We start from the raw sequence: 20,914 nt of genomic DNA, 5'->3' as shown, positions 1-20,914 counted from the left end.
GGCGGACCCCGCCAGCATCGGCGCGTATTCGGTTACCTGCGCACCCAGTTCCGGGATCGTACCGTCATCGACCAGCGTGCCCATCAGGGCCGAGAGGAAGCTTTTGGCGACCGACCATGAAATCCGCCGATCCGTGGGCGCGGTGCCAAGGTGATAGCTTTCATGCCGGATCTGGCCGTCCTGTAGCACCAGCAGCGAGGTGACCGCGCGCTCTTCGATCCAGTCGGCCACCTCGGCGGGCAGCTCTGCCGGGTTACCTTCCGGCATCGGGCTGGCGGGGCCTGTTCCGCGCGGCACCTCCACGGTCAGGAACGCCGCGTCCATATGGCTGAAATTCTGAACGATCCGATCCGCGTCAAAGAGAGAGTTCACCGCCCAAAGCCGCTGGATTTCCTCGCGCATGTACCAGCCCGCCGCCGCGGTCACGACCACGAAGATCAGAAGGATGCGAACCAGAAGTCTGAGTATACGCCGACGCATGAAAGGCCCCCTTTTGGCTGTGGATCAGCAGAACATGGCAGCGCCTCGCGCGGCAATCCTGACCCTACGTCAGCCGAAGGTCTAGCGGAACCGGTCTACCAGTTTTTGCAGGGCGGATCGGTCGTCTTCGGGCTCTGCCGGGGGCTCGGGCTCTGCCGGTTTGGCTGCCGGTGCAGGCTTGTTGCTGCCCGAGGATCGCGGCGGCGCGGTGCGCAGGGCAACGGCGTTCATGAACCGGCTGGTGTCGCCCTTTGCAAGCTCTGGCGCACCGTCGGATATGCCGCGCAGAAGGTCGTCCAGCCAGTCCTGATCGGCCTTGGCGAAATCCGACAGAACGTAGGGCGCAACCCGGTCCTTGTGGCCGGGATGGCCGATGCCAAGGCGCACCCGGTCGTAATGCGGGCCGATATGCTGGTGGATCGAGCGCAGCCCGTTATGGCCCGCATGTCCGCCCCCCGCCTTGACGCGGCATTTGCCCGGCGCAAGATCCAGTTCGTCATGGAAAACGGTGATGTCGGTCGGCTCCAGCTTGTAGAAGCGCATCGCCTCGCCCACGGATTGGCCCGACAGGTTCATGAAGGTCTCGGGCTTCAGCAGCAGCACTTTTTCCGACCCGAATTTGCCTTCGGTCAGGCTGGCCTGAAACTTGCTCCGCCATGGCGCAAACCCGTGATCCTCGGCCACCCGGTCCAGCGCCATGAAGCCGATATTGTGCCGGTTGCCCGCGTATTTCGCACCGGGGTTTCCAAGGCCGACCCAGAGTTTCATGGCATCCTCGCATTCAAATCGCCTGCTCAGTCCTATAGGCATGACGGGGCGAGGGATCAACGAATTGGGGACAGATGCCGGTATTCACCCTTCATGACATCACGCTTGACCTGCCCGAGGTGCTGATCACCAAGGCGCTTGCGGCGCGGCTGGCCGATGGCAGCTACGAGGCCGATGAAATCGCCGCCGCGATGTGCCGGGTTAGGCCGGGAATGCGGGTGCTGGATCTTGGCGCGGGTCTGGGGCTGATCAGCGTGCTGGCAGCGCGGGTTGCGGGGGCTGCGAACGTGCTGAGCGTCGAGGCGAACCCCAACCTTCTGCCAGTGCTGCGCGACACGTTCGAAAGAAACGGGCAGGGCGGCATTCGCCTGCTGCACGGCGCGGTCACGGCGGGTGAGGGGGGCGGCACGGTCCCGTTTCAGGTGCCGCGAGCCTTTCTGGGTGCAAGCCTCGCGCGGGCTGGGGCGCCGGAAGAGGAGATTTGCGGGGTGCCCAACCTGGGGCTTGAGCCCTTGCTGTATGAGCATCGGCCTGACCTGGTGATGATGGATATCGAAGGGGCCGAGGAATGGCTGTTCGATCAGCCCTGGCACCCGGAATTGCGCTTTTTGGTGCTGGAACTGCATCCGCCCCGCTATTCCGACACGGTCATCAAGCGGATTGTCGATTGCATGTCGGATTCCGGTCTGACCTACGATCCTGCCACATCGCGCGGGCGGGTTCTGGGGTTTCGCCGGGTGTAGCGCCGGGGGTGGGCCAAAAGAAAACGCGGCCCATCCCATTGGGACAGGCCGCGCCAGCTCTGGTCCGAACAGCAGACCGCCGGGATTATTCCTCGGCGGCGGCTTCTTCGGTTGCCTCTTCACCTTCGGCTTCGTCATCGTCGCCGCCACGCGCCAGACCCGAGGGGGCGGCGATGTTGGCGATCACGAAGTCGCGGTCGATGGTCGGGCGGGCACCCGCGGGCAGGTCGACGTCGGAAATGGTCACGACATCACCGATGTTCAGGGCTGACAGGTCAACGGTGATCTTTTCCGGGATGTCGCCTGCGGTCACGCGCAGTTCGACTTCCGGGCGCACCACGGTCACGACGCCACCCTTCTTGATGCCGGGGGCCACGTCTTCGCCGACGAACTCAACCGGAATGAACAGGTTGACGCGGCTGGTGCGGCGCAGGCGCATCAGGTCGACATGGGTCGGCAGGTCCTTCACGACGTCACGCTGAACGCCGCGGCAGATCACGCGCACATCTTCGTGGCCTTCAACCTTGAGGTTGAAGAGCTGCGCCAGAAAGCGGCCTGCTTTCAGGTGCTTGAGCAACACGTTGAAGGGGATCTGAATCGAGACGGGGTCCGCACCACCGCCATAGACAACTCCGGGCACCATACCGTTGCGGCGTGCTTGACGAGCGGCCCCCTTGCCTGTCCCCGTCCGTGCCTCGGCGACGAGATCTTTAATCTCTGCAGCCATAGCTATTCTCCATATGATAAAGGGCGGCCTCCAAGGGTGTCCGCCCGGTTGAAGCCGTGCCTATAGACGAGCCTTGCGGGTTTGGAAAGGGGCTTTGCGCGATGAATCCGCGCTTTGGAGCTTGCTTTGGCGCAACGCCCGTGACAATCGCCCGGTCATGTTGATCCTGCGCGCGATTTCCCTGTCCCGTCATGACCTTCCGGCCTTTGCGGCGCAAGGCATCTACTGGGGTGCGTTCGCCGCCTATGTGCCGCAGATCAAGGCCCATATCGGGGCCAGCGACGGCGCCTTCGGCCTTGCGATGCTGGTCACCGCGGCGGGTGCGGTGACGGCGATGCTATCAGCGCCTGTCTTCGCGGCGCGGTTCGGGCGCTATGCCGTGTCGCTTGCATCCGTTCTGCTGGCACTGGCGTTTCAGGCCCCGATGTGGGTTGCGTCGGTGCCGGTTTTCGCGGCGCTGATGTTCTTTGCCGGTGCCGGGTCGGGATTGCAGGACGTGGTGATGAACACCCGCCTGTCGCGCACGGAATCGCGCCTTGGGGCATCCCTGATGAACCTCAATCACGCGATGTTTTCCTTCGCATATGCGGCCTCCGCCATATCTGCGGGTCTGGCACGAGAGGCGGGGCTGCCGCCCGCGCCGGTCTTCGCCACGCTCGGGCTGCTGACGCTGATTGCCTCGGCGTTCATGATGTCGGGGGATGGCGCGGAAACCCATGGCACGGCCAAGGCTGCCCGCGGTCGCTTTGGCGGCGTGGTGCTGTGGGGCGGGCTGATCGTGCTGGTGGCGTTCCTTGCGGAAAATGCGACCGAGGGCTGGTCGGCCCTGCATGTGGAACGCACCTTGGGCGGCGGTGCGGCAGAGGGCGCGCTTGGTCCCGCGATGCTTGGCCTGACCATGGGAATTGGGCGCTTCACCGGGCAGCTGGTGGTGGGCCGCCTGTCGGAAACCCGCGTGGTGTTCTGGAGCGCGCTGGTCACCGCCTGCGGAGCACTGCTGGCGGCCATCGCTCCGGTGCCTCTGGTGGCCTATGCCGGGTTTGCCATTCTGGGGCTTGGAGTGTCCACCATCGCACCGATGCTGCTGGCGCTTGCCGGGCGTCTGGCCAGCGATGACGCGCGGGCCTATGTGATCAGCCGGGTCACGACCATCGGCTATTTCGGCTTCTTCATCGGGCCGCCGATCATGGGCTTCATCGCGCAAGGTTTTGGCCTGCGGATGTCCTTCGGCTTCGTGGCGCTGCTGCTGTTGCTGATACCCGGCTTTCTGGCGCTGATGCGCCGGGCGGGTTAGTCGAAGACCTCTCCGGGGTCGACGCCCCAAAGCGTGTCCATCGGCACCCACCCGCGATGGCCGCCCACGTTCAGACGACACCAGCTGCCGTTGCATTCATCGAGGAAGGCAATCACCCCAAGTTCAGCCTGCGCGGTCACGGGAGAGGCAGGGTCGGGCCGCTGATGCAGTTCCAGCATGTCGACCTCGACAATCGCGGTGCGTATGCCTGACAGCAGCGAATAATGCATCCAGCCGCCCGCGCCGTCGCGGTCGATCACCCGGCGCCAGTGTTCATGTTCGGCCACCACCTGCATCGGCATGTTGCGGCGCTGAAACACCCAGTCGATCCTGTGGCTGCGCGAGGGGCCGCGCCGTGCGAAAGCCTCTGACGCCTGGATCGAGACATAGCGGGGAAGGGGGAACCCCGTCACGGGACCGCGCGCCTCGGCCTCCTGCGCGATGGCGGCCGTGGCCATCAGACCCAGAATCATCGCGAGGATCACGCCCGATATCTTGCGCTTGGTCATCTGCACTGCCTGCCCGCACCTGTGCCGCTGTTTCGCGGTCTTGATCGGTGTTTTTGTCGCTGTTGGGGTGCTGTGTCTTGCACCCCTGCTTAGGATGAGAGAGTGTCACGGCAAGGGCTGAAATGCCAGAAAAAGGGAAAGACAGGATGCCAGGTCAGAAGCTGAGTGTTGTCGTAACGCGACGGTTGCCCGAAGCGGTCGAAACGCGGATGTCCGAACTCTTTGACGTTGAATTGCGCGAGGATGATCGCCCGATGACCCGGCAGGAGCTTGTCTCGGCCATGGGCCGGGCCGATGTGCTGGTGCCTTGCGTGACCGACCAGATCGACGCGGGACTGTTGGGGCAGGCGGGTGACAAGCTCAAGCTCATCGCCAATTATGGCGCGGGTGTCGATCATATCGACGTGCACACCGCCCGCCAGCGGGGCATTCTCGTGTCCAACACGCCCGGTGTTGTGACCGAAGACACCGCCGACATGACCATGGCGCTGATCCTTGCCGTCACGCGCCGCATCCCCGAGGGTCTGGCGGTGATGCAGGCCGGTAAATGGCAGGGCTGGTCGCCCACGGCCTTCATGGGCGGGCGCATCGGCGGCAAGCGGCTCGGCATTCTGGGCATGGGCCGGATCGGTCAGGCGGTGGCGCGGCGCGCGGCGGTGTTCGGGATGCAGGTGCACTATCACAACCGCCGCCGCCTGCATGAAGATATCGAGGCCGATCTGGAGGCGACCTATTGGGAAAGTCTCGACCAGATGATTGCGCGGGTCGATATCCTGTCGATCAACTGCCCGCACACGCCCTCGACCTTTCACCTGATGAACGCCCGTCGGCTGAAGCTGATGAAACCCACGGCGGTGATCGTGAACACTTCTCGTGGCGAGGTCATCGACGAAAACGCCCTGACGCGGATGCTGCGGTCCGGCGATATCGCCGGGGCAGGTCTCGACGTGTTCGAACACGGCAAGGACGTGAACCCGCGCCTGCGAGAACTGGAAAACGTGGTGCTTCTGCCGCATATGGGATCGGCCACGCTGGAAGGGCGCGAGGAGATGGGCGAAAAGGTCATCATCAATATCAAGACCTTCGACGATGGCCACCGGCCGCCCGATCTGGTCGTGCCGAGCATGCTGTGACCAAGCGTAATCAGAAGAAAATTCCAGAGTTTTCTTCCTGCCACAAAATTCTTCCAGAAGAATTTTGGACCGGTTTGAAAATCCTTCGGGAAGGATTTTCCAGCGCACGTTGCGGTCATGGCTAGGTTTGTCGTCCTGCCGGTCCTGATTGCCTTCGCCTGCCTTCTGGCGGGTCTCTACGGAATGGTTCACAACCAGATCAGCTATACGGTCGGGCCCGACTATTTCCACGCTTTCAAGTTCCACCAGTTCAACATCGCCGAGGCGCTGCCATTCCGGGTTGGCGCAGCGATTGTCGGCTGGCAGGCAAGCTGGTGGATGGGGATTGTGATCGGCGTACCGATTGCCGCCATTGGGCTGGCGATGCCAAGCACGGGCCAGATGGTTCGGACCTTCATTGGCGTCTCGATGATGGTTGTCGGGATCACACTGGTGCTTGGCGTGGCGAGCCTCGCAATTCCCGTCGACCCCTCGCAATACCACCATTTCAGAATTCCTTCGGGCGTCGAGGATGCAGAGGGCTTCGTGCGGGCCGGGCTGATGCACAGCACGAGCTATCTTGCCGGTCTGATCGGACTTGTCGCGGGGGTGATCTTCATGCTGGTCGCGGTCATTCGCGCCCGTCGTCGGACATGCCCTGGGGGCTGATCGTCTGCGCTTGTCGCGAAAAACCCGGGCACGTGTCGGATTCTCGCGTTATCTGGTCGGCTGGCCTTCGCACGGGCCTGCGCAATTCGGCACATTACCGGCAGAAAATCTGGCCCGGAGTCGCGCCCAATGAAAACCCAAGTCAAAGCCCTTGTCGTCGGTGGCGGTGCCGTCGGCACCTCGATCGCCTATCACCTTGCCAAAGCTGGCTGGGACGATGTGATGCTGCTGGAACGTGATGAGCTGACCTCCGGCTCCACCTGGCATGCTGCCGGTCTGCTGCCGCTCTTCAACATGAGCTACGCGACGACCCATATCCACCAGTACTCGGTCGATTTCTACAAGACCCTGGAAGAGGAAACCGGTCTGAATGCGGGCTTTGCGGTGGTCGGCAACTTGCGCATGGCGCAGACGCAGGAGCGTATGGACGAATACATGCTCTATGCCTCCACCGCTGAAACCTGCGGCGTGAAATACGAATGGCTGACGCCGGAGCAGATCAAGGAACGCTGGCCGCTGATCGAGACCTCGGACCTCAAAGGCGCGATCTACCACACCGAGGACGGCTATATTAACCCCGCCGATGTGACCCAGGCGATGGCCAAGGGGGCCCGCCAGCGCGGGGTTGAGATCGTGCGCAAAATGCAGGCCGATGCCTTCCACTGGAATGGCACTCATTGGGAAGTGACCTGCACCAAGATGGTGGAAAAGGGCGGCAACCTGATCCCGTCCGACGAACAGGTCGTCATCACCGCCGAACATGTCGTGACCGCATCGGGCAACCACGCGCAGCGCACCGCGAAGATGCTGGGTATCAAGATGCCCGCGATTCCGGTGGAACACACCTTCATCGTGATGGACAAGGACCCGGAGCTGGTCAAATGGCGGGAAGCGGGCAACCCCGAACATCCCGTCGTGCGCGATGCCGACAATGAGTCCTACGCCCGCGAGGAACGCGGCGGCTGGATCCTCGGCATCTACGAACACGGCGCGCCCGCGCGCTTCGAATATGGCGTGCCCGACAGCTTCCGTGCCGACCTCTTCCCGCTCGATCTGGACCGGATCGCCGATCAGTACATGGCGATGGCGGAACGGGTGCCGTCCTGTGCGGAGTCGGGCCTGAAAGACGATTTCAACGGCCCGATCTGCTACACGCCCGATGGCAACCCGCTGGTCGGTCCCGCGCCCGGCCTGCGCAACATGTGGCTGGCCGAGGGCTTTTCCTTCGGGATCACCGCCGCAGGCGGCACCGGCTATTACCTTGCCCAGATGATGGTCGATGGCGAAGCCGAGATCGACATGGCCAGCCTCGACCCCAAGCGCTACAGCCAGAACTGGATGACCACCGAGTTCGCCGCACGCAAGAACGAGGAATGCTACGAGCACGTCTACATCCTGCACCACCCGGATGAAGAGCGTGAAGCCTGCCGCCCGCTGCGTACCGCCCCGGCCTATGACCGGCAGAAAGCGCGTGGCGCGCAGTTTGGGTTTGTGAATGGCTGGGAACGCCCCAACTATTACGGGCCGCTCGATGCGCCGGAGAATTTTGACCATGACGCCCGCAGCTTCCGCCGCGGCGGCTGGTGGCAATACGCGGTGGAAGAGGCCAAGGCGATCCGCAACGGCGTTGGCCTGATCGACGCGACCGCCTTCACCAAGCACGTGGTCAAGGGCCCTGGCGCGACCGCGTTCCTCGACTGGTTCACCTGCAACAAGCTGCCGAAAGTGGGCCGGATCAACCTGACCTATGCGCTGACCAGCGCGGGCACCACGCGCACAGAATACACCATCGTGCGCAATGGCGAGAATAATTACTACCTCGTTTCCGCGGGCGCGTGGACGGAATATGACGCCGACTTCCTGCGCAAGGCGGCCGAGGACAAGATGGAGGAGTTCGGCTATATCGAGATCCAGGACGTGACCACCCAGTGGGGCGTCTTTGCAATCGCAGGCCCCAAATCGCGCGATGTGCTGAAAGAGGTGATCAAGGACGCCGATCCGGAAACTGCCCTGTCGAACAAGCGCTTCCCGTGGCTGTCGGCCCGCCAGATCGAACTGGGCATGTGCCCGGTGAACGCGATCCGCGTGGCCTATACCGGCGAGCTGGGATGGGAACTGCATCACCCGATCGAGATGCAGAACTATCTGTTTGATCTGCTTGAAAAAGCTGGCGAGAAGCATGGGATGAAGCTGGTTGGTGCGCGCGCCCAGAACTGGCTGCGGCAGGAGAAATCCTACCGTGCCTTCGGCAACGAACTGGGCCGCGACGCAACCCCGGCCGAAGCCGATCTGCCGCGCTTCATCGACCTGTCCAAGGACTTCCACGGCAAAGCCGAGATGGAGGCCAAGGGCATCCGCTCCAAATGCTGCACGCTGCTGATCGACGGACCTTCCGATGCCGATCCCTGGGGCCGCGAGGTGCTCTATACCCCCGAAGGTGAGCGGGTTGGGCGCCTGACCTCGGGCGGCTATTCGGTTGCTTTCGAAAAATCCATCGGCATGGGCTATGTGACGCCCGAATTGGCCGTGGAAGGCACCAAGCTGAAGGTCAAGATGCTCGATCAGTTGTGGGATGCGGTCGTTACCTGCGACAGCCCCTATGACCCGAAGAACGAGACCATCCGCAAGGACGGCTGAGCCGCGTTAACCGGGGGCGCCACCCGTGCACCGGGCGTACACCCCCTGTACACCCCCCCGTGCATACGCGGCCCTGCAACCCGGCCAAGGGTTAAGGCGCGGAGCGCTAGGTAAGAGATTGGAAAGACCCGCCCGACCGGCGGGTCTTTCTTATTTGTGCTCCGACACGCGGCGATGTGCCGAAGGGGTAAGTTTCCGGCCTGGCCGCACCGGGCTTTCCTTCGGGCGATTGCTCAGGCAGATTACACCTTCAGAGAATGGTCTGGGGGATTGGTATGGCAACGGCGGCGGTGGTGATTGGTTTGGTGGGCTTCGGCTGGCTGACGCTGTTTCAGATCGCGCTGGCAGCAGGTGCACCGATTGGGCACCTGGCCTGGGGCGGGGCCGCGCGGGTGCTGCCGAATGGCCTGCGAGTGGCGAGCGCCCTGTCCGTTCTGCTGGCGCTGCTCGGCTTGCTGGCAATCGCCGAGGCAGGCGGGGTGATTGCGCCGGTGTTGCCCGATGGCTGGTTGCGTCCTGTCCTCTGGGGGCTGGCCGGGCTGTTCGGGCTGAGTGTTCTGGCCAATCTCTTCGGCGCGCGCGGAGCGGAGCGGTTGCACGGCGTGCCATTGGCGTTGTTCTGCGCGGGGTCCTGCCTGGCCTTGGTTCTGGCCTGAGTTCCGTGGGGAAGGGGGATGCCGTCAGGCATGCCCCGGCCCAATGCCCTTGCAAGGGCATTCTACGCGGCCCGTCAGGGCCGCGCGGGTCGATGCGCGCGAAGCCGCGCAGCGAAATCCCTCAGCGTCGCAGAAACCGGCCCAGAACATCGTCCATGGCCGAGCCGTCGCCATCGGCATCGAGCAGATCGTTCAGCATGCCAAGCCCGCCACCGCGGCCAGCCCCGCCGCCGCCCAGAAGCCCGCCGATCATCCCGGCCAGCCCGCCGCCCTGCGCTTCCTCTTCTGCCGCGTCGATCTGGTCGTCGGGCATCTGCCGTTGCAGGCCGCCCTGTGCCATGGCCGCAAGCGCGGGCAGGAACTGGCGGACCAGATCGCGGTCCACGCCCGACCGGGCCGCCGCTTCCTCGGCCAGACCATCGGCGGCCTCCTGCCCGCCCAGAAGCGCCGAGAGGAAGTCACGCCCCTGCGCCTGACCGTCCGAACTGGCCGCCGCTTCGGCATCGTCGAAGAGCCCCGCCTGGTCCTGGCCCCTGAGCCGCCCGAGCACATCGCCAAGCCCGCCGCTTTCCGCCCGCTGGCGTGCAGCCGATCCGATGGCGGGGGCCAGCAACGATGTCAGGCTTTCGGCCTGCGCATCATCCAGCCCAAGCTGAGAGGCCAGCTGCCCCAGACCCTGACCGCCCTGCGCTTGCTGCAATAGTCGCATGATCGACATGGTAATCCCTTTCTCAAATCCCGTGACCCGATCAGGTCAGCACAGATGCCGCCGTCGGGGAACCCGATTCGGGTGTCGCGGGTTGGATCGGCTGAAGGGGGTTATTCGGCGGCGTGGGGGGACAGGGCCGCGTGCAGCTCGTCGTATGCATCCATCGCCTTGGCGGCATACATCAGTGCCGGGCCACCGCCCATCTGCACCGCCATGCCGAGCGCTTCGCCCAGTTCCTCGCGGCTGCCACCGGCGCGGATCAACACCTCGATATGAAAATTCATGCAAGGTTCACAGCTGTCGGCCACCGCGATGGCCACGGCGATCAGTTCCTTGGTCTTCACATCCAGCACGCCATCGGTCTTCACCACTGCGCTGACGCCTGCGAAGGCCTTTGTCACCTCCGGGATCGCCTTGTTCAGCTTGCGCAGCTGCCCGTGCATTTCGTCGCGTTTTTTCATCCAGCTCATGGCGGTCTCCTGCATTGGTTTCGGCCTGTCAGAGCAGGTCGGCAGGGGCCGCGCCTTGACCGGGATCAATTGGCGGTGACAATGATCATGAGGTTGTTGGAGGGCATCTCCAAAGTTTCGGTCCTCAGCGGTGACAGGCGGTCGCGGACCCAGCCGATATCCTTGTAGCCGATGGCGGGGTCCTGTGCCCGCAGGCTGGCATGGAAGGCCGCGTCGCCGTCGCTGGTGGTCTCGCCGTCGCGTAGGAAGGGGCCATAGAGGAAGGCCTTCCCGCCGGGGGCGAGGGCGTGCGCGATGCCGGTCAGGACCGCCTCGGCTTCGGCGTCCGCGATCAGGTGCAGCAGGTTCACCAGCAGGATCATGTCGGCGGGGCCGTGGGTGGCGTGCCAGCCGGGGGTGGCGGCGTTCAGGGTCTGGGGCGGGCGCAGGTTGGCGGGGCCTTCGGCCTGTCGCCATGCCTCGATCGACGCGAGCCTGTCGGGGTCCAGGTCGGTCGGTTGCCAGTCCAGCCCCGGAAAGGCGCGGGAAAACGCCACCGCATGTTCCCCGGTGCCTGCCGCGATTTCCAAGACGCGGCCTGTGGTGGGGGCACGGGCGCGCAGCACCTCGTGTATGGGGCCCATATTGCGCCGGGCCGAGGGGGCGGACATGCGCCTGTCGTTGCCAGACGAGGGCGCGTCGGGCAGGGTCAGCCTGCGGGTCATCCGAACCGTGCGGGGCTGAGCGCCGCGACGGTGTCCGCGTCCAGCTCCGGCGTGCGGCCTGCCACCACATCGGCCAGCAACTGGCTGGCTGCGGGCGCGGTCTGGAAGCCGTAGCCGCCTTGCCCCGCGCACCAGATGAAATCGGGTTCCCGCAGATCGCGGCCCAGGACCAGCGTCCGGTCGGGGGCAAAGCTGCGCAGACCCGCCCAGGTGGTTTCCACGCGGGTGACTTCCTCGGTCACGAAGGGCTGATAGCGGGCGATGCCCTCGGCCAGCACCATGTCATCGGCCCAGGCATCATGGGGTTCATCCACCGGGTCCTGTTCGGCGGGCGAGACGATCCACATGCCCGCATCGGGCTTGGCGTACCATGTTTCACCCGCGCCGATCAGCATCGGCCAGCCAGCAGGGTCGTATCCGCCGGGCGCAGGCATCCGCGCCATGGACCGGCGCAGGGGGCTGATGCCGATAGGTTGGACACCGGCCATTCCGGCGATGATATCAACCCAGGCCCCGGCGGCATTGACCAGTTGACGTGCCTCATAGGTTTCGCCGCCCACGCTGACCTGCCAGATGCCATCCGTGCGGGTGATGGCCTCGACCCGCTTGCCGGTCTTCACCGTCCCGCCATTGCCGCGCATTTCCTTGACGAAATTGCCGATCAGCAGATCGGTGTCCAGATCCCAGGCATCCTCGTGATGAGCCGCGCCGCGCAGGTGGTCGCGGTTGAGCGCGGGAACCATCGCCATGGCCTCGTCGATCGAGATCGGGTGAAGGCCCATATCGGCGGTATCCTGCGCCAGCACCTCCTCCTCGCCCGGACCGGCCAGAAACATCAGGCCGCGCGGGCTGAGCACGCCGCCATTGGCGGTCATGTGATAGTCGCGCGAGGCAAGGTTCAGCTGCACCGTGGCGGGCAGGCCGTATTGCGATTCAAAGAGCGCCGCAGACCGGCCCGAAGCATGATAGGCAAGGCTGGTTTCTGCCTCCAGCAGAAGGGTGGAGCCAAGATGCGACAGGCGCGCACCCGCGGATGTGCCGGCGATGCCACCGCCGATGATGAGGAAATCATATGTCATGGCAGATGCGTGACATGGCGCATCGGCGCAGGCAAGGGGGCAGATGCAGCGGGGCTGTCATCGGGGCAGATGCCGGGCTAGGCTTCGGCGAAAGTGCATTTGTTCGGGGCTGCTCATGACCACCACATTGATCGTTCTGGCGCATCCCGATCCGGGATCGTTCAACGGGGCCTGGGCCGAGGCCAGCGCGCGGGCCTGCCGGGCGATCGGGCATGACGTACTGGTCAGCGACCTTTGCGCCATGGGCTTCGATGCCGTGGAGGGGCGGTCGCAGTTCCCCGGCTACGCGGTTGATCGGCCCTTTGACCCGCTCAAGGCGCAGGAAGAGGCGGCAGAGGCCGGTGAGGTCCCTGCCGATGTGGCGGGAGAGATCGACAAGATCCGGGCTGCCGATCTGGTGATTCTCCACTTCCCCATCTGGTGGTTCGCGCCGCCCGCGGTGCTGAAAGGCTGGCTCGACCGGGTGCTCTTGCATGGCGGCTTGCACAGCGTGGATCAGCGGTTCGATGCAGGGCTATGCCGGGGCAAGCAGGCGCTGTTCTGCGCGACCACGGGGGCCAGCGCCGCGGAATGCGGGCCGGACGGAAAAGAGGGCGATGTCCGCCTGCTGCTGTGGCCCGTGGCGCAGACGCTGCGGTATCTTGGGGTCGAGGTCTATGAACCGGAGCTTGTGCACGGGGTGCATGGCTATTTCGAGGGCGCAGAGGACCAGGCGTTGCGGGCGCGGCTGTCGGGGGTTCTGGACGGCCAGCAGGCATTACTTGACGGGCTGACGGACCGGCCCCTGATGCGGTTCAACGCGGATACGGATTTCGATGCAGACGGGCGGTTGAAGCCTGACTGCCCCAGCTATTCCCCGTTTATCCGGCATCCGAGCTAAGAAAAAGGCCCGCCACCGGGGCGGGCCTTCTGATGCTGTTGGGTGAAAGGGATCAGTTCGGCACGTCGCCGGTGATGCCTTCGACGTAGAAGTTCATGCCAGCCAGCGTGCCGTCATCCGCCACTTCGCCTTCGGCCAGCCAAGCGGAGCCGTCCTGACGGTTCAGCGGGCCGGTGAAGGGGTGGTAGTCGCCGGCAGCGATGGCTTCGACCATGGCCTGGGCAGAGGCGCGGACCTCTTCCGGGATCGCGTCGGTCATTTCACCGATACCGACCATGCCCGGCCCGATGCCGTCCCAGGTGTCGGTGCTTTCCCAGGTGCCGTCCATCACCGCCTGGGTGCGGGCGATGTAGTAGGGGGCCCAATCGTCGATGATGGCAGACACACGCGGGGCCGGGGCGAACTGGTACATGTCGGATGCCTGGCCGAAGCCGATGGCGCCCGCTTCCGCCAGCACGGTCATCGGCGCGGTGGAGTCGGTGTGCTGCATGATCACGTCTGCGCCCTGGTCGATCAGCGCCTGTGCGGCGTCGGCCTCGACAGCCGGATCGAACCAAGTGTAGGCCCAAACGATGCGGAATTCGACATCGGGGTTCACCTCGCGGGCGTGAATGAAGGCCGAGTTGATGCCGCGGATCACTTCGGGGATCGGGAAGGAGGCGATGTAGCCGACGATGTTCGACTCGGTCATGTGCCCGGCGATATGGCCCATCACGGCGCGGCCTTCATAGAAGCGGGCCGAATAGGTGGACACGTTCGGATGGTCGCGGCGATAGCCGGTGGCATGTTCGAAGCGCACGTTCGGGAACCGCTCGGCCACGGCATTGGTCGGGTCCATGTAGCCGAAGGAGGTGGTGAAGATCAGGTCGGCACCCGACAGGGCCATCTGGGTCAGTACGCGTTCCGCATCCGCGCCTTCCGGCACGTTTTCCACATAGCTGGTTTCGACGGCATCGCCGAAATGCTCTTCCACGGCCAGACGGGCGCGGTCATGTTCATAGGTCCAGCCGAGATCGCCGATGGAACCGACATAGATGAAGCCGACCTGTGTCGGATCGTCCTGCGCCAGTGCCGGCGCGGCAAGGCCGAGCGACAGCGCGCTGACTGCCATGATCTTGGTGAGTGTCTTCATTCTCAGGTCTCCTTGTTGGTGTCTGTTTCGTATTCTGTTTCTAGGTCGAGATCCGTTATCGGATCCTCAAGATCGCCCTCCAGCAGGGCGCTTGTGATCAGGCCGGCGGGCACCGCGATCACCCCAAGCCCGACCAGCAGCACGATGCCGGTAAAGGCCCGCCCCGCCAGCGTGATGGGATAGACATCGCCATAGCCCACGGTGGTCAGGGTTGCCAGAGACCACCACAGGCAGGCGGGAATCGAGCCGAAGGTGTCGGGCTGCGCCTGATGCTCGAAATGGTAGATGCCCACGGCGGACAGGTAGAGCACGACGAGCGCAATGAAGCTGAAGATCCACAGCTCGTCCCGGTTCTTCTGAAAGGCACGGGCCAGACGATCCAGCGCGTGGCTGGCATGGAAGAGCTTCAGCAGGCGAATGAGCCGCAGCAAGCGCAGCGAGCGGATGGACTGGGCGTCGGGCACCAGGAACAGGATCGCGGGCACGATCGACAGGAAGTCCACGATCCCCCAGAAACTGACCGCGTAACGCAGGGGTTTCGGCGAACAAGCGAGCCGCAGCAGGTATTCCGCCGTGAAGATTGCCAGAACGCTGTATTCCACCACCAGCAGCACCTGGCGCAGCTCTGTCGGCAGGCTTTGCACGGTTTCCAGCGCGATGGCGACCGCCGAGACGATGATCAGCAGCTGCAGGGCAATTGCGATGCCCCGCCCGATGGTCGGATGTGTGCCATCCAGTGCCTGCAGAATCGCGCTGCGAGTCATGTGTCCTCCTAGCCGGTTGCATGGAACACCTTGCCAAGAGCGGCGGGCGCATTCAATGCGGTACGGCTCTTGTCCGAGGACATGATCACCAGCACGATGATGGTAATGACATAAGGCGACATCGCAAGGATCTCGACCGGGATGTTGATGCCCGCTGCCTGAAGGCGCAGTTGCAGGGCCGTGACGCCACCAAACAGGTAGGCCCCAAGCAACGCGCGCCAGGGCTTCCAACTGGCAAAGACCACCAGTGCCAGCGCGATCCAGCCCGCGCCCGCGGTCATGCCATCGACCCAGTTCTGCACCCGCACGACGGACAGGAACGCGCCGCCAAGCCCCGCACATGCGCCCCCGAACATGATCGCCATCAGACGGATGCGGATCACCTTGTACCCGAGCGCATGGGCGGCATCGTGGTTTTCCCCCACGGCGCGGATGATCAGGCCCACCTTGGTGTAGCCGAGAACATACCAGACCGCCGCGACCAGCAGGACCGACAGATAGATGATCAGGGAATGGCCGAAAAGGATCGGCCCGATCACCGGGATCTCGGCCATCGCCGCCGGGAACGGGTCTGACACGGGCGGCGGGGTCGATCCGGGATAGCCGACGCCAAGCAGGGCAGAGAGCCCGAGCCCGAACAGTGTCAGCGCCAGCCCGGTGGCCACCTGATTTGACAGCAGCATCTGGGTCAGAACGCCGAAGATCAGCGACAGCGCCATACCGCTGGCCATGCCCGCCAGGAAGCCGAGCGTGGGCGAGCCAGTGTTGACGGCGACCACGAAGCCCATGACGGCACCGGTGATCATCATCCCCTCGACGCCAAGGTTCAGAACGCCGGTCTTTTCGACGACAAGCTCGCCGATCGCGGCCAGCAGAACGGGGGTGGAAACGGTGATCAGTGCAACGATCAGGGTGACTGGATCGATACCCATTATGCGACCCCCTCTTTCTTGAAGCGGATACGGTAGGTCGACAGAACATCGACGGCCAGCAGGAAGAACAGCAGCATGCCCTGGAAGGCCTGGATGGCCGGGGCCGGGATCTGCAGCATCAGCTGCGCCAGTTCGCCGCCGATATAGGTCAGCGCCATCAGAAGGCCCGCAAGCAGGATGCCGATGGGATGTAGGCGGCCCAGAAAGGCCACGATGATCGCGGTGAACCCATAGCCCACGTTGAAGTCGATGCTGATCTGACCGGCGGGGCCAGAGACCTCGAAGAGACCGGCAAGACCGGCCAGCGCGCCGGAAACGCCCATGCAAAGCACGATCAGCCGGTTGGGATTGACACCGGCGAAGCGCGCCGCGCGCGGGGCCTGTCCGGCCAGCTTGATTTGATAGCCCAGAAGGTGCTTGTTCAGCAGCACATAGGCGGCGATGACCGCGATGAAGGCCATGACCACGCCCCAATGCATGCCCGTCCCCGAGATCAGTTCGGGGTTGTTCATCGAGTCAATGCGGCTGAGGTTGCGCGAGCCGGGGAAACCGGAACCTTCGGGGTTGCGCAGGAAGCCCACGGCGGCAGAGGCCAGGAACTTCTCGGCCACGTAGACCAGCAGCAGCGACACGAGGATTTCATTGGTGCGGAACCGGGTCTTGAGAATCGCGGGGATCATCGACCACGCCCACCCGCCAAGCGCACCGGCAATGATCATGCCGGGGAAGATCAGCGGGCTTTCAGACGGGTAGAAGGCCAGTCCGAAGGAGGCACCGGCAATAGCACCCATGATATACTGGCCCTCGGCCCCGATGTTCCAGACACCCGCCCGGAAGCCGAGCGCAAGGCCGATGGCGATCAGGATCAGCGGACCGGCCTTGACCAGAAGCTGAGGCCGCGAATAGGCGGCGAAGCTTTCATGGAACAGCGGATCCCAGAAGATGATGCGGATCGCCTCGAACGGGTTCTTGCCCAGAAGGGCGAACATGATTCCGCCCGCGATCATGGTCAGCACAACCGCCAGAACCGGCGTGGCGGCTGTCCATGCCCTGGACGGGGCAGGTCGTTTCTCAAGCCTCAGCATGGATCGCCTCCTCGTCCAGATCATGCATGTCATGCGCCCCACCCAGCATCAGCCCGATGGTTTCCATGGTCAGGTCGCGCGTCGTGCGCACGTTCGACAGGCGGCCTTCGTTGAGGGCGGCGAAATTGTCGGACACCTCCAGCAATTCATCGAGATCCTGACTGATGACGATCACGCCCGCGCCCTTCTGGGCCAGATCGAGGATCGCCTGCCGGATATCGGCTGCCGCCGAGGCATCGACGCCCCAGGTCGGCTGGTTGACCACCAGAACCGTCGGATCCTGCAGGATTTCCCGTCCGATGACGAATTTCTGCAAATTGCCCCCAGACAGTGACCGGGCCACGTTGTCGGGACCGGGGGTGCGCACGTCGAAATCGGCGATGACCTTTTCAGCATAAGCCCGCGTCGCCCCCCAGTTGACGAAGCCGCTATCCGCAAGGTTCTTGCGCTGGCGCGCGGTCAGCAGGGCGTTTTCAACAAGGCTCATATCCGGTGCGGCGGCATGGCCGAGCCGCTCTTCCGGCCCGCAGAGAATGCCCAGTTCGCGCCGTTCGTTCGGGCCCTTGTCGCCAATCGGGTTCTTGTGGAGCGTCACCGTCCCCGGCGCGGTCGTGACTTCCCCCGACAGGGCGGCCAGCAGTTCGTCCTGACCGTTGCCGGCGACGCCGCCAATGCCCAGAACCTCGCCTGCGTGCAGTTCGATGCCGATATGGCGCAGCGGGGTGCCGAAGGGGTTCGACGGCTCCACCGAGAGGCCCGAAACCTTCAGGATCACCTCGCCCAGGTCGGCATTGTCGCGGGCCGGGGTGGCCAGGGATTTGCCGACCATCAGTTCGGCCATTTCAGCGGCGGACGTGTCGCGCGGGGTGCATTTGCCCACCACTTTGCCAAGGCGCAGAATGGTGGCCTCGTCGCAGAGCGCTCGGATTTCTTCCAGCTTGTGGCTGATATAAAGGATCGAAGTGCCCTCTGCAGCCAGCTTGCGCAGGGTGTGGAAGAGGATCTCCACCTCCTGAGGGGTCAGAACGCTGGTGGGTTCGTCCATGATCAGCAGCTTGGGGTCTTGCAGAAGACAGCGGATGATCTCCACCCGCTGACGTTCGCCCGCGGACAGGTCGCCGACCAGACGATCGGGGTCGAGCGGAAGGCCGTAAGCCTCGCTCACCTCTCGGATGCGCTTGGCCAGATCGCGCTGCGGCGGCGGGTTCTCCATCCCAAGCGCGATGTTCTCGGCAACGTTGAGCGCCTCGAAGAGCGAGAAATGCTGGAACACCATGGCCACACCAGTGGACCGGGCGATGCGCGGTTCGGGCGGGGCGTAGGCCGCACCGCGGAAGGTCATGGACCCGCTATCGGGACGCACGAGGCCGTAGATCATCTTCACGAGCGTCGATTTTCCAGCGCCGTTTTCACCGAGCAGGGCATGAACTTCGCCGGGCTGGATCTGGAACGACACGTCGCTGTTTGCCACGACGCCCGGATAGGCCTTGGTGATGTTGTCGATGGAAAGCAGGGGTTCGCCGGTCATGTGACGCCCTCCTGTCTTGGTCCTTGTTCGGTCATGTCACTCCCCTCCCGAGTGGTGCCGCTGGTTGCGGTCTGTGTTCTGGATGGTCCCGTCACGGGCGGCGTCTCTGATTAGGCTGGCCGCCACCCCAACGGCAATGGCCTGCGGGTGCTTGCCAAGGCTGGGGTCGCCGATTGGGCAGGTGATGCGCGAAATCTGGGCGTCCGAGTGGCCAAGCTGCTGCAAACGCTTGCGAAAGCGGGTCCATTTGGTGGCCGATCCGATCAGGCCGCAGAAGCGGAACCCACGGGTCAGCGCGTTGTGGCAAAGCGCAAGGTCGATCTCGTGGCTATAGGTCAGGATCAGGTGATGCGCGTCCGGGGGCGCCAGCCGCAGGGCGGCGGGCATGTCGGGCGCGGGCAGGGCGGTGACGCCATGCGGGATCTCATTTGGGAAGCGATCCGGCGCGCTGTCGATCCAGGTGATGGCGAAGTCCGGCAGCGGCGAGAGTGTGGCGACGATGGCCCGACCCACATGGCCCGCGCCCCAGACCCAGAGCGGCGTGGCCGCGGCCCGGATCGGTTCGACGAACCAGCCTTGAACTAGGGCGGATTCCACCGGGCGATGACCCGCCCGCGCGGCGCGCAACTGGCCTGCGAGTTTCAGCGGCATCTCGGTCGTGGTGCCGGGCAGGGGGCGGGCATGGGCGTCGCCCGTGACGGTCGCAAGCCGCGCGTCGTCCCAGACCTCCGTCAGCAATTGCACGGCCCCGCCGCAGCACTGGCCCAGACCGGGGCCGAGCGGCACCTTGTCGAAACGGTCGGCGCCGGTCAGCGCCTGCCGCGCCCGGTCCACCGCCTGAAATTCCAGCGCGCCGCCGCCGATGGTGCCCGACTGCCCGTCTGCCCAGACCAGCATGGCGGTGCCGGTTTCGCGGGGAACCGACCCGGCGCAGCCTGCGATCACGACCCGCGCAACGCGGCCATGCGCGGCCACGGCGGCGCGAAGGGCGTTCAGGTCGAGGCTCATCCTCTGGCCCTCTTGATGGCGAAAAGCACTTCCTCGGCGGTCGCGGGGGCTTGCAGGTCGGCATAGTTCGGCCCGCAGGCGGCCACAGCCTCGGACAGCGCAGACCAGACGCTGATCCCGTGCATGAAGGGCGGCTCGCCCACGGCCTTGGAGCGATAGATCGTTTCCTCGGGGTTGGGCGCGTCCCAAAGTGCGACGTTGAAAACGCGGGGGCGGTCCGAACAGGCGGGGATCTTGTAGGTGGAGGGCGCGTGGGTGCGCAGGCGTCCCTTGCCGTCCCAGACCAGCTCTTCCGTGGTCAGCCAGCCCGCGCCCTGCACGAAGGCGCCTTCCACCTGACCGATATCGAGGACCGGGTTCAGGCTGCTGCCCGCGTCATGCAGGATGTCGGTGCGCAGGATGCGGTTTTCGCCGGTCAGAGTGTCGATGACGACCTCTGAACAGGCCGCGCCTTGGGCGAAGTAGAAGAACGGCCGCCCGCGCCCGGCGATGCGGTCCCATGCGACCTCGGGCGTCTTGTAGAAGCCCGTTGCCGACAGGCTGACCCGGCCCACATAGGCGCGGTTGGCAGCCTCGTCGAAGGGGATCGCCTCGTTGCCCACATGGACCATGCCATCCGCAAAGCGGACCTGCGCGGGCTTGGTCTGGTATTGCTCGGCAAAGAACTCCGCCATCCGGTCGCGGATCGTGTCGCAGGCGGCTTTCACGGCCATGCCGTTCAGATCCGACCCGGATGAGGCCGCCGTTGCCGACGTATTCGGCACCTTGCCGGTATCGGTCGCGGTGATCTTCACCCGGTCGAGCGGCACGCCGAAGCGGTCGGCGGCCACCTGCGCGACCTTCTGAAACAGGCCCTGGCCCATTTCGGTGCCGCCATGGTTCAGGTGGATGGAGCCGTCATTATAGACATGAACCAGCGCGCCCGCCTGATTGAGGTGGGTCAGCGTGAAGGAGATGCCGAATTTCACCGGTGTCAGGGCGATGCCCCGTTTCAGAACCGGCTGGCTGGCGTTCCAGTCAGCAATCGC

21 protein-coding genes and 1 pseudogene are annotated in these 20,914 nt (G+C 64.6%); 7 read left to right on the top strand and 15 right to left on the bottom strand.

Annotated elements, in window-relative coordinates; all coding sequences use genetic code 11:
• Both BKY26_RS18900 and pth read right to left on the bottom strand, forming a co-directional pair.
• Positions 1-480: pseudogene (locus BKY26_RS18900) on the bottom strand (serine hydrolase domain-containing protein); the annotation flags it as partial.
• Between the two features lie 81 nt (positions 481-561).
• Positions 562-1,248, bottom strand: a complete 687-nt coding sequence (pth, locus tag BKY26_RS18895) for an aminoacyl-tRNA hydrolase (RefSeq protein WP_071691929.1) — start codon at positions 1,246-1,248, stop codon at positions 562-564.
• A gap of 74 nt (positions 1,249-1,322) precedes the next feature.
• On the opposite strand from pth, the gene BKY26_RS18890 reads away from it, so the two are divergent.
• Positions 1,323-1,991 (top strand): FkbM family methyltransferase, encoded by a 669-nt coding sequence (locus tag BKY26_RS18890; protein ID WP_071691928.1) that lies wholly within the window; start codon positions 1,323-1,325, stop codon positions 1,989-1,991.
• Positions 1,992-2,076: 85 nt separating this feature from the next.
• Here the strand turns inward: BKY26_RS18890 and BKY26_RS18885 are convergent, their stop codons facing one another.
• Positions 2,077-2,718: a 50S ribosomal protein L25/general stress protein Ctc gene (locus BKY26_RS18885; protein WP_071691927.1), complete on the bottom strand. Its 642-nt coding sequence runs from the start codon at positions 2,716-2,718 to the stop codon at positions 2,077-2,079.
• 94 nt (positions 2,719-2,812) lie between these two features.
• Between BKY26_RS18885 and BKY26_RS18880 the strand changes: the two genes are divergently transcribed.
• Positions 2,813-4,012, top strand: coding sequence for an MFS transporter (locus tag BKY26_RS18880; RefSeq protein ID WP_227435103.1), 1,200 nt, complete (start codon positions 2,813-2,815; stop codon positions 4,010-4,012).
• Here the strand turns inward: BKY26_RS18880 and BKY26_RS18875 are convergent.
• Positions 4,009-4,521 (bottom strand): SH3 domain-containing protein, encoded by a 513-nt coding sequence (locus tag BKY26_RS18875; protein WP_071691926.1) that lies wholly within the window; start codon positions 4,519-4,521, stop codon positions 4,009-4,011. The genes BKY26_RS18880 and BKY26_RS18875 overlap by 4 nt on opposite strands.
• 146 nt (positions 4,522-4,667) lie before the next feature.
• Here BKY26_RS18875 and BKY26_RS18870 point away from each other — a divergent pair, with 146 nt between their 5' ends.
• The 4 genes from BKY26_RS18870 to BKY26_RS18855 all read left to right on the top strand — a co-directional run bounded on the left by BKY26_RS18870 (position 4,668) and on the right by BKY26_RS18855 (position 9,595).
• A complete protein-coding gene (locus BKY26_RS18870) occupies positions 4,668-5,654 on the top strand; it encodes a 2-hydroxyacid dehydrogenase (RefSeq protein WP_071691925.1) in 987 nt (328 codons plus the stop codon).
• A 117-nt stretch (positions 5,655-5,771) separates the two neighbouring features.
• Entirely contained in the window at positions 5,772-6,302 is a 531-nt protein-coding gene (locus BKY26_RS18865; RefSeq protein WP_071691924.1) for a hypothetical protein, read from the top strand.
• Positions 6,303-6,431: 129 nt separating this feature from the next.
• Positions 6,432-8,939 (top strand): GcvT family protein, encoded by a 2,508-nt coding sequence (locus tag BKY26_RS18860; protein ID WP_071691923.1) that lies wholly within the window; start codon positions 6,432-6,434, stop codon positions 8,937-8,939.
• Positions 8,940-9,214: 275 nt separating this feature from the next.
• Positions 9,215-9,595 (top strand): hypothetical protein, encoded by a 381-nt coding sequence (locus BKY26_RS18855; protein WP_071691931.1) that lies wholly within the window; start codon positions 9,215-9,217, stop codon positions 9,593-9,595.
• Positions 9,596-9,716: 121 nt separating this feature from the next.
• On the opposite strand, the gene BKY26_RS18850 is transcribed toward BKY26_RS18855, so the two are convergent.
• The 4 genes from BKY26_RS18850 to BKY26_RS18835 form a co-directional block, all read right to left on the bottom strand.
• A complete protein-coding gene (locus BKY26_RS18850; RefSeq protein WP_071691922.1) occupies positions 9,717-10,313 on the bottom strand; it encodes a DUF937 domain-containing protein in 597 nt (198 codons plus the stop codon).
• Positions 10,314-10,414: 101 nt separating this feature from the next.
• Entirely contained in the window at positions 10,415-10,774 is a 360-nt protein-coding gene (locus BKY26_RS18845) for a carboxymuconolactone decarboxylase family protein (RefSeq protein ID WP_071691930.1), read from the bottom strand.
• Positions 10,775-10,839: 65 nt separating this feature from the next.
• Entirely contained in the window at positions 10,840-11,478 is a 639-nt protein-coding gene (locus BKY26_RS18840; protein ID WP_071691921.1) for a DUF938 domain-containing protein, read from the bottom strand.
• Entirely contained in the window at positions 11,475-12,557 is a 1,083-nt protein-coding gene (locus BKY26_RS18835; RefSeq protein WP_071691920.1) for an NAD(P)/FAD-dependent oxidoreductase, read from the bottom strand. Before BKY26_RS18835 ends, BKY26_RS18840 begins: the two co-directional genes overlap by 4 nt.
• Positions 12,558-12,672: 115 nt before the next feature.
• Between BKY26_RS18835 and BKY26_RS18830 the strand changes: the two genes are divergently transcribed.
• Positions 12,673-13,437, top strand: coding sequence for an NAD(P)H-dependent oxidoreductase (locus tag BKY26_RS18830; protein WP_071691919.1), 765 nt, complete (start codon positions 12,673-12,675; stop codon positions 13,435-13,437).
• Between the two features lie 52 nt (positions 13,438-13,489).
• On the opposite strand, the gene BKY26_RS18825 is transcribed toward BKY26_RS18830, so the two are convergent.
• The 7 genes from BKY26_RS18825 to BKY26_RS18795 form a co-directional block, all read right to left on the bottom strand.
• Positions 13,490-14,569, bottom strand: coding sequence for a BMP family ABC transporter substrate-binding protein (locus BKY26_RS18825; RefSeq protein WP_071691918.1), 1,080 nt, complete (start codon positions 14,567-14,569; stop codon positions 13,490-13,492).
• 2 nt (positions 14,570-14,571) lie between these two features.
• On the bottom strand, positions 14,572-15,333 hold the full coding sequence (locus tag BKY26_RS18820; RefSeq protein WP_071691917.1) for an ion transporter: 762 nt from the start codon (positions 15,331-15,333) through the stop codon (positions 14,572-14,574).
• 8 nt (positions 15,334-15,341) lie between these two features.
• The gene (locus BKY26_RS18815; protein ID WP_071691916.1) at positions 15,342-16,265 is read right to left on the bottom strand and encodes an ABC transporter permease; all 924 of its coding nucleotides are present in this window, start codon (positions 16,263-16,265) and stop codon (positions 15,342-15,344) included.
• Positions 16,265-17,350, bottom strand: coding sequence for an ABC transporter permease (locus tag BKY26_RS18810; RefSeq protein WP_071691915.1), 1,086 nt, complete (start codon positions 17,348-17,350; stop codon positions 16,265-16,267). Before BKY26_RS18810 ends, BKY26_RS18815 begins: the two co-directional genes overlap by 1 nt.
• Positions 17,337-18,878 carry an ABC transporter ATP-binding protein gene (locus BKY26_RS18805; RefSeq protein WP_071691914.1) on the bottom strand — a complete coding sequence of 514 codons (1,542 nt, stop codon included), beginning with the start codon at positions 18,876-18,878 and terminating at the stop codon, positions 17,337-17,339. Before BKY26_RS18805 ends, BKY26_RS18810 begins: the two co-directional genes overlap by 14 nt.
• A 36-nt stretch (positions 18,879-18,914) precedes the next feature.
• Positions 18,915-19,886: a xanthine dehydrogenase accessory protein XdhC gene (gene xdhC, locus BKY26_RS18800; protein ID WP_071691913.1), complete on the bottom strand. Its 972-nt coding sequence runs from the start codon at positions 19,884-19,886 to the stop codon at positions 18,915-18,917.
• The coding region (locus tag BKY26_RS18795; RefSeq protein ID WP_146632876.1) for a molybdopterin cofactor-binding domain-containing protein at positions 19,883-20,914 on the bottom strand (1,032 nt) is incomplete at its 5' end. The genes BKY26_RS18795 and xdhC, both read right to left, overlap by 4 nt.

It is taken from the genome of Nioella sediminis, assembly GCF_001879695.1.
Lineage (GTDB): Bacteria > Pseudomonadota > Alphaproteobacteria > Rhodobacterales > Rhodobacteraceae > Nioella > Nioella sediminis.
The sequence above is the reverse complement of the archived record's forward strand: the minus strand, read 5'-3'. Positions and strand labels throughout refer to the sequence as shown.

Coding starts and splice junctions, on each gene's coding strand:
- BKY26_RS18815 (WP_071691916.1), bottom strand. CDS start 16,265: ATGGGTATCGATCCAGTCACCCTGATCGTTGCACTGATCACCGTTTCC.
- BKY26_RS18830 (WP_071691919.1), top strand. CDS start 12,673: ATGACCACCACATTGATCGTTCTGGCGCATCCCGATCCGGGATCGTTC.
- BKY26_RS18860 (WP_071691923.1), top strand. CDS start 6,432: ATGAAAACCCAAGTCAAAGCCCTTGTCGTCGGTGGCGGTGCCGTCGGC.
- BKY26_RS18870 (WP_071691925.1), top strand. CDS start 4,668: ATGCCAGGTCAGAAGCTGAGTGTTGTCGTAACGCGACGGTTGCCCGAA.
- BKY26_RS18825 (WP_071691918.1), bottom strand. CDS start 14,569: ATGAAGACACTCACCAAGATCATGGCAGTCAGCGCGCTGTCGCTCGGC.
- BKY26_RS18875 (WP_071691926.1), bottom strand. CDS start 4,521: ATGACCAAGCGCAAGATATCGGGCGTGATCCTCGCGATGATTCTGGGT.
- BKY26_RS18810 (WP_071691915.1), bottom strand. CDS start 17,350: ATGCTGAGGCTTGAGAAACGACCTGCCCCGTCCAGGGCATGGACAGCC.
- xdhC (WP_071691913.1), bottom strand. CDS start 19,886: ATGAGCCTCGACCTGAACGCCCTTCGCGCCGCCGTGGCCGCGCATGGC.
- BKY26_RS18890 (WP_071691928.1), top strand. CDS start 1,323: ATGCCGGTATTCACCCTTCATGACATCACGCTTGACCTGCCCGAGGTG.
- BKY26_RS18835 (WP_071691920.1), bottom strand. CDS start 12,557: ATGACATATGATTTCCTCATCATCGGCGGTGGCATCGCCGGCACATCC.
- BKY26_RS18850 (WP_071691922.1), bottom strand. CDS start 10,313: ATGTCGATCATGCGACTATTGCAGCAAGCGCAGGGCGGTCAGGGTCTG.
- BKY26_RS18885 (WP_071691927.1), bottom strand. CDS start 2,718: ATGGCTGCAGAGATTAAAGATCTCGTCGCCGAGGCACGGACGGGGACA.
- BKY26_RS18820 (WP_071691917.1), bottom strand. CDS start 15,333: ATGACTCGCAGCGCGATTCTGCAGGCACTGGATGGCACACATCCGACC.
- BKY26_RS18840 (WP_071691921.1), bottom strand. CDS start 11,478: ATGACCCGCAGGCTGACCCTGCCCGACGCGCCCTCGTCTGGCAACGAC.
- pth (WP_071691929.1), bottom strand. CDS start 1,248: ATGAAACTCTGGGTCGGCCTTGGAAACCCCGGTGCGAAATACGCGGGC.
- BKY26_RS18845 (WP_071691930.1), bottom strand. CDS start 10,774: ATGAGCTGGATGAAAAAACGCGACGAAATGCACGGGCAGCTGCGCAAG.
- BKY26_RS18805 (WP_071691914.1), bottom strand. CDS start 18,878: ATGACCGGCGAACCCCTGCTTTCCATCGACAACATCACCAAGGCCTAT.
- BKY26_RS18865 (WP_071691924.1), top strand. CDS start 5,772: ATGGCTAGGTTTGTCGTCCTGCCGGTCCTGATTGCCTTCGCCTGCCTT.
- BKY26_RS18855 (WP_071691931.1), top strand. CDS start 9,215: ATGGCAACGGCGGCGGTGGTGATTGGTTTGGTGGGCTTCGGCTGGCTG.